The 6,914-nt window shown below is 61.9% G+C and carries 6 protein-coding genes; 3 read left to right on the top strand and 3 right to left on the bottom strand.

Annotated features, from left to right (window positions below):
* The 3 genes from LRG07_RS13200 to csrA form a co-directional block, all read left to right on the top strand.
* On the top strand, positions 1-772 hold a 772-nt coding region (locus LRG07_RS13200; RefSeq protein WP_238642639.1), incomplete at its 5' end, for a PP2C family protein-serine/threonine phosphatase.
* Between the two features lie 210 nt (positions 773-982).
* Complete coding sequence (locus LRG07_RS13195) at positions 983-3,175, top strand: ATP-dependent RecD-like DNA helicase (RefSeq protein ID WP_238642637.1); 2,193 nt, start codon at positions 983-985, stop codon at positions 3,173-3,175.
* A 54-nt stretch (positions 3,176-3,229) separates the two neighbouring features.
* A complete protein-coding gene (gene csrA / locus LRG07_RS13190) occupies positions 3,230-3,418 on the top strand; it encodes a carbon storage regulator CsrA (protein WP_238642635.1) in 189 nt (62 codons plus the stop codon).
* A gap of 300 nt (positions 3,419-3,718) precedes the next feature.
* On the opposite strand, the gene LRG07_RS13185 is transcribed toward csrA, so the two are convergent.
* The 3 genes from LRG07_RS13185 to LRG07_RS13175 form a co-directional block, all read right to left on the bottom strand.
* Entirely contained in the window at positions 3,719-5,551 is a 1,833-nt protein-coding gene (locus tag LRG07_RS13185) for a bifunctional diguanylate cyclase/phosphodiesterase (protein ID WP_238642633.1), read from the bottom strand.
* Positions 5,552-5,664: 113 nt separating this feature from the next.
* Positions 5,665-6,156, bottom strand: a complete 492-nt coding sequence (locus LRG07_RS13180) for a helix-turn-helix domain-containing protein (RefSeq protein WP_238642632.1) — start codon at positions 6,154-6,156, stop codon at positions 5,665-5,667.
* Between the two features lie 462 nt (positions 6,157-6,618).
* Positions 6,619-6,914 (bottom strand): response regulator (locus tag LRG07_RS13175; protein ID WP_238642630.1); only part of this gene is annotated, 296 nt, incomplete at its 5' end.

Genomic DNA, 6,914 nt, shown 5'->3' with positions numbered 1-6,914 from the left:
GCAGCAGGAGAGTGCTCAGCGGATCATCGCACGGGCAACATCCTCCGATGCCCGGCAAGCGCCCGGCGTGCGGTTTTGCTATCAGCCGGCGGCGATGCTCGGTGGGGATGTGTTCCTCGCCGAGCGCCGGGGTGATGGGGTGCTCGTCCTGCTTCTTGGAGACTTTACCGGCCACGGGATCGACTCTGCGGTGGGCGTGCCTGCACTGGCGACCCTTTTCTATGACATGGTCAGGCGCGGGGTGGATAGCAACACGGTGCTCGAGACGATCAATGAGCAGCTCTACCGCAACCTGCCGCCGGAAATCTTCCTCGCGGCGACTCTGTTTGAGGTCGATTGTCGTAACCAGCGTCTGGGGGTCTGGAACGCCGGGATGCCGCGGGCATGGCTTGTTGGCCCGGAAGGGATCGAGGAAAGGCTGGATCCCAGAGGGCTGCCGCTGGCTGCCGTGCCGAGCGGGACGGTGGAGAACCGGCGGCTGGTTGACTACCCGCTCTCTGCGGGCTTGCACCTGATCGCCTGTTCCGATGGATTGCTTGAGATCGAATCCGCCTCTGGGGAGCAGTTCGGAGAGGGCAATGCGGAGGCCACGCTCGAGCGGGTGCCGCCGGAAGAGGCCTTCGATGCACTGTGTAGCGATGTGACCGCATGGCGTGGTGCCGGTGAGGTTCGTGATGACGTGACCCTGCTGGATGTGTCCTTTGATGAGCTTTTCTCGGGGGCAGTTGATGGGTGCCCGGGGTACGCAAAACGGCCGGCTGATGATGGGTGACGCTTGTTCGAAGGAAGCTGGAGCGGAGTTGATGCCGGCCTGATCTGAGCGCTGAGAGCCCCGGACTCGGCGGGTTATCGGGCCGAGCCGTGCGGCTGAACCCGCTCTCCTTGGCGGGGCGGGGCTTGGAAATGGCACAAACCAGGCCGCAGGACCTCGGCTGGCTCTTGGCCGCGGTGGGCGAGGAAGATGGAGAGCATGGACTGACCGATGGGCCAATCGGCTCCGGAAACGCAGCCCCACCGCGAGGTGCTCGCCGGCTCGGTTGAGCGGGTGACCTACCACAACGCGGAAAACGGCTTCTGCGTGCTGCGCGTTAAGGCGCGCGGGCAGAGGGATCTGGTGACCGTGATCGGGCATGCGGCCAATGTCTCGGCGGGCGAGTGGGTGACCGCCTCCGGCGAGTGGTTCAACGACCGAAAGCACGGGGTGCAGTTCAGGGCCCAGTTTCTGCGCGTCTCCGCCCCCAGTTCGGCAGAGGGCATCGAGAAGTTCCTCGGCTCCGGGATGATCAAGGGCATCGGCCCGGTTTACGGCAAGAAGCTCGTGGAGGCCTTCGGCGAGGAGGTCTTCGAGGTCATCGAGAACACGCCCGAGCGGCTTCAGGAGATCGAGGGCATCGGTCTTAAGCGCGCCGAGCGCATCTGCTCGGGCTGGGCCGATCAGAAGGTCATCCGCGAGATCATGATGTTCCTCCACAGCCACGGGGTGGGGACCGCCCGGGCCGTGCGCATCTACAAGACCTACGGGGTGGATGCGGTGGAGAAGATGTCGGAGAACCCCTACCGGCTTGCCCGGGACATCCGCGGTATCGGGTTCAAGACCGCGGATGCCATCGCCATGCGCCTGGGCATTGAGCCGGATGCACTCATCCGGCTGCGCGCGGGGATTGCTTTCGCCTTGCTCGAGGCCACGGATCAGGGCCACTGCGGTCTGCCGGTCGGCGAACTCCTGCCGAAAGCCTCTGAGCTGCTGGAGGTGGATGAGGAGCGTCTGCAGGAAGCGCTCGCGCTGGAGATTGAAGAGGGCGAGGTGATTGAAGCGCCGCTGGGGGATAAGCGCTGTGTTTTCCTCGCTGCGCTCTTCCGTGCCGAGGAGGTGATCGCCGAGCGGCTGCGCCAGATCTGCGTGGGCGCGCCGAACTGGCCCGAGATCGATGCCGACAAGGCGCTGCCCTGGGTCGAGGCGAGGACCGGGCTCTCGCTGGCCGAGCAGCAGTCGCAGGCCGTGCGCCAGGCGCTCAAGAGCAAGGTGACCGTAATCACCGGCGGACCGGGCGTGGGGAAGACCACCCTGGTCAACAGCATCCTGGCCATCCTCGCTGCCAAGGGAGTCGAGATGCTCCTGTGCGCTCCGACCGGCCGGGCGGCCAAGCGTATGAGCGAGACCTCCGGGCGGGAGGCGACCACCATCCATCGGATGCTGGAGATCGACCCAAGTCACGGTGGTTTCAAACGAAACGAGGACAATCCCCTCGAGTGCGACCTGCTCGTGCTCGATGAAGCCTCGATGGTCGATGTGCGGCTGATGCAGTCGGTGTTGCGGGCGATGCCGGATTATGCGGCGCTGCTGATCGTCGGTGATATCGATCAGCTCCCATCGGTGGGTCCCGGCCAGGTTCTGGCTGATGTAATCCAGTCCGAGGCGGTCCCGGTGGTGCGCCTGACCGAGGTCTTTCGCCAGGCCGCGCGAAGCCAGATCATCACCAACGCGCACCGGGTCAACCAAGGCCAGATCCCCAACCTGGATCCGCCGGGAGGTGAGTCGGACTTCTATTTCGTCCCGGCCGCCGAGCCTGAAGAGGCGGGGCCGAAGATCCTGGAGCTGGTCAAAAACCGCATCCCCGGGCGCTTCGGGTTGGATCCCATCGATGGCATCCAGGTTCTGTGCCCGATGAACCGCGGTGGCGTGGGCGCGCGCTCACTGAACCTCGAGCTTCAGAAGGTGCTCAATCCCGCCGAGGGGCAGCCGGCGGTAGAGCGTTTCGGCTGGCGCTTTGCCCCCGGCGATAAGGTCATGCAGACGCAGAACGACCACGACAAGGAGGTCTACAACGGGGACATGGGCCGGATCGAGTCCGTGGATCCGGATGAGGAAGAGGTCGCCATCAATTTCGAGGGGCGCTCGGTGACCTATGGCTTCGGCGAACTCGATCAGGTCGTCCCCGGCTATGCCGCCACCATCCACAAGTCCCAGGGTTCGGAGTACCCGGCGGTGGTCATCCCGGTGCTCACGCAGCACTATCCGATGCTCCAGCGCAACCTGCTCTACACCGGCATCACGCGAGGCCGCGAGCTGGTGGTTCTGGTTGGCCAGCCCAAGGCAGTGGCCATGGCGGCGCGCAATGCCTCGAGCCGCAAGCGCTATACAAGGCTGCGCGATCTATTGCGTCTTCCGGCATGACGGAGCCCCGTGTAGAGTCATTTATGCCAACATGAGTATTTCGGAGAAGGCGAGATGTTAGTTCTTGAGCGTAAGATCGGTCAGTCGCTGCGCATCGGCGATGAGATCGAAGTACAGGTGCTAGGGGTCCATGGTAAACAGATCAAGCTCGGAATCGACGCGCCCAAGTCAGTGCCTGTGCGCCGGGAGGAATTGGAGCCGCGGTCACCAGAAGCCGAAACCGATTTGGACCGGGGGGGGTAAGGCAGTGGATCTCTCCTGATCGTCACCCCAGATGGTCAGGTCAGGCTAGCAATCGCCATGAGCGTGTATTGGTCTTGAGAGAGATTCGGCTTACGTAGGGGTGGGAGCCAGCCGTACCGAGTGCCACGCCGAACATAGAGGGTTTGGCAAGACCCCGGGGCGTCAGCTGTGCCGAGCACAGGAGGGGATCTAGGTTTTGGTTGTTGGATCGCGCTGGGTGCAGCGCGCGGTGCGGATGGCGTGGTCGCTAGCACATACCGCGAAGGCGCCACGGCGATCCAAGCAGCTAGGCCCGACCACTTAGAGCGCGAGGGAACGGGTCACCTCCTTTCGAGGGGCCGGCTGACCGAGACCGAACCCTTGCAGCCCATCAAAGTGGATCTGGGACAAAGCGGAAGCATGACCGGTTGTCTCCACTCCCTCGGCGATGACCTCAAGTCCCATGGCGTGTCCCAAAGCCTGAATCCCGCGCAGGATTGCTTCGTTGCTGGGGTCCTCGAAAAGGCCGATCGTGAAAGAGCCATCCACTTTGAGTATGTCTACCGCCATTCGCTTGATGTAGCCCAGGGAGGCGAAGCCTGCCCCGAAATCGTCCAGAGCTACGCGGACCCCCAGCTCGTGGCAGGCAGCGATGTTGGCTGCTGCCGCATCAAAATTCGCTACCATCGCGGTCTCGGTGATCTCGATGACCAAGCGCTCAGGCTCGACCGTTGGGTATCGGGTTAAGATTGCCTCCAGCTCATCCGGGAATTGCGGCGAGGTAAAATGGATCGCTGACATGTTGACCTGCAGACGGACCTCGGGCGCCGATTGAGACAAGATCTCGCTGAATTGTCCTGTGGCAGTGTTCAGCACCCAGCGATCCATCATGCCCACCATTCCTTTGCCTTGGCGCTCCAGTTGCGGCATAAACTGCCCTGCAGTCAGCAGGCCTTGATCCTCATGATCCCATCGCACCAATGCCTCGTAGGCAACCACGTCACCGCTATCCGGCCGGACAATTGGCTGATAGTAAAGGTGTAGACGCCCGGACTCCATGGCCTCCAGTACCCCGTGCGCTGTGCGCTCCTGATCGCGTATTCGCTCCTCCTGTTCGGCCTGGAAGAACTGGAAGGAGGCCCCCTCACAAGTCTTGGCCTCGTAGACAGCCAAGTCGCAACGGCGAAGTAGAGCCTCTCCGGAATCGCCATCCTGCGGACAGCGCACCGCTCCAATACTTGGAGTCGGTTTTGCCCCAGCCGCAATGATCGGCAATGATAAAGCCTCGGCCAGTCGTCTCAGCAGTGGTTCTAGCGGCTCTTCCGGGTGGTTTGTATCGGCCAAGATAACAAATTCGTCACCTCCCAAGCGGCCAATGTCATCGTGCCGACGGCAGACATTGCGCATGCGCTCGGCGCAATCCCTAAGCATTTGATCACCCAGATTGTGTCCGTATTGGTCATTAACCGCTTTGAAGCGGTCCATATCGACCATGATGAGCGCAAAGGTGCGGTGTTGCCGCTCGTGGTGGGCCAGCTTGGACGCCAGCCGGTCGAGGATGCCCTTGCGGTTGTAGAGGCCGGTCAAATCGTCCACGAGGGCCTGCTCATGAAGGCGCTGCTCAAGAACGTGTCGATGAGTGGCAACAGCGATTTGGTTAGCTACTTTCTGGGCCAAGTACTGATCCCGCTCGCCGAGTGGCGCTTGAGGAGGTCTGAACCAAGATAGTACAAGTGCCCCCAAAAGCTGACTGTCAGTGATTAAGGGGAGGGCTAGGTTGGCACATAGACCCGCCTGCTTGAAATCACTCAGCGCGTAGGGGCTGTTTGCGTAGTCGGGCTCGTAGATGGGTCGGCGCTCCCGCAAAGCCATGCCAGCCGTACCCCGATCCATGCTGAACGAATAGCCGCTGAATCTCGATAACCTTAGCGCATGCTCGCCATGGAAAAATTGGTATTCCAGATTTCCTCGTTCGTTAAACAGAATGAGGGCCGCCCCACAAGCTCCTACAATATCTCGGGCCACCTCGGCCGCATGCGGGAAAAATTGCTCCAGATCCGGGTCCAATGTCAGGGCGTCAACCACTCTCAGTAGTAGGTGAGCACCCTCAGGATCATCGAGTAAATCCTTAAGCTGCAGGTTGGATTGATCCATGGATGTGGCCTTTTGAGTGTGTGGGGTAAGCCTAAGCGCGGGAATTATTCGGGGACCGCTCATCTAGGTCTTGGGACAACATGAGGTGAATGTGTCTTTGTCCCACGACCGTTTCATCGATGTCTACGGCGCGGGCCTCGCTGTGCTGCTCCTGAGTGCCGGTGACTCTGGCGCAGTGACCCGGGCAGGATCTGCCATAGCGCGTCCTCGCTGATGCACAGCAAGTTGGCGACCTTACGTAATGGCATCTCGCGGCAAAGCGTGATGGCCATGGCCTCGAACAGCTGCGAGAACCCGCTGCCCGGCCGCGCCCAAGGCACCTCGATCTCCGTGGTCTTCGCGCAGTTCTGGCAGCGCACCCGCGGCACAGCGGCGTGGATGAAGGTTTGGTGTTCGAAAAAGTGCAGGTGCTGCCAAGTGCGCCAGCGTGTGTCGTGGACAGGCTGCCGCTCAGCGCAGCAGGCCGGACAGGCGAAGCGGCTGCCGTTATCAAAGGTGATGTCGAAGTCGATACGCCTAGCCTCGGAGTCAATGCGGATATCACCGACTTGCCAAGGTGCCCTCAACCCCAGCGCGGTGCTAAACACGGCGTGATCCCCGGGCATTGTGGCTCCTCCTCGGCCGATCTATCTCGCCCCCATACATGGCATGGGGCCAGCCCCGATGTCGCGAGCCCCCTGCGCGAGCGTTGGCTACCCACGAAGATCGCGAAGGGCTCGGTTTGCCTCGGGCTGTGCTCTTTGTGGCTGATGCACGGCAGGCTGTCCATGGTCGGCATCCTTAGAGGTTCCCGCTCAATAGTAAGGGTATCTTATCCTGCAGAGCCTGTGTGGTGTTTCTTCTGATGCCCTGAGGTGGGACCCGGGATCGCCCTTGAAGGCGAGCGGCAGACGCTCCGGCTCATTGTGCCGCAGGTCAGCGTTGAAGCTCGGGATTGCCAGTGCCTTAACCCACTGATCTCGCAAATCGCCTCACAATGGATCAAGCTCAACCTCAGGGGCCGGTCACCGGCATCGGCAGCCGCTGCTTCCGGTGTTCGCCACTGGCTGGACCGTGCTGGGGCCGGTCTAAGACTGAGAGCGGGTTATCCATCGAACAAGGTCGCACAAATCCCGCCTTGAGACCGGTTTGCCGAGGTAGGCATCGAAGATGGCGCTCGGAGCCATGCCTTCAGCGTCTTCGCGGGCGTATGCGGTGCAAAGGGCGATGGCCATACGGTGCAGTCCCTGCTCCTGCTCAATTGCTCGAACGGCCTGCGCGACCTGGATGCCATCGAGCTCCGGCATGTGCAGGTCGAGCAGGAGTAGATCGAAAGCATCGTTCCGGTAGGCCTCAAGGGCTGCATTGCCGCTTGGAGCCGTGA

The sequence above is a fragment of the Halorhodospira sp. 9622 genome (assembly GCF_022228025.1).
Taxonomy (GTDB): domain Bacteria; phylum Pseudomonadota; class Gammaproteobacteria; order Nitrococcales; family Halorhodospiraceae; genus Halorhodospira; species Halorhodospira halophila_A.
The sequence above is the reverse complement of the archived record's forward strand: the minus strand, read 5'-3'. Positions and strand labels throughout refer to the sequence as shown.

What these genes read in the sequence shown, in the direction of transcription:
- LRG07_RS13195 (WP_238642637.1), top strand. Translation starts at nt 983, where the DNA reads ATGGGCCAATCGGCTCCGGAAACGCAGCCCCACCGCGAGGTGCTCGCC.
- csrA (WP_238642635.1), top strand. Translation starts at nt 3,230, where the DNA reads ATGTTAGTTCTTGAGCGTAAGATCGGTCAGTCGCTGCGCATCGGCGAT.
- LRG07_RS13185 (WP_238642633.1), bottom strand. Translation starts at nt 5,551, where the DNA reads ATGGATCAATCCAACCTGCAGCTTAAGGATTTACTCGATGATCCTGAG.
- LRG07_RS13180 (WP_238642632.1), bottom strand. Translation starts at nt 6,156, where the DNA reads ATGCCCGGGGATCACGCCGTGTTTAGCACCGCGCTGGGGTTGAGGGCA.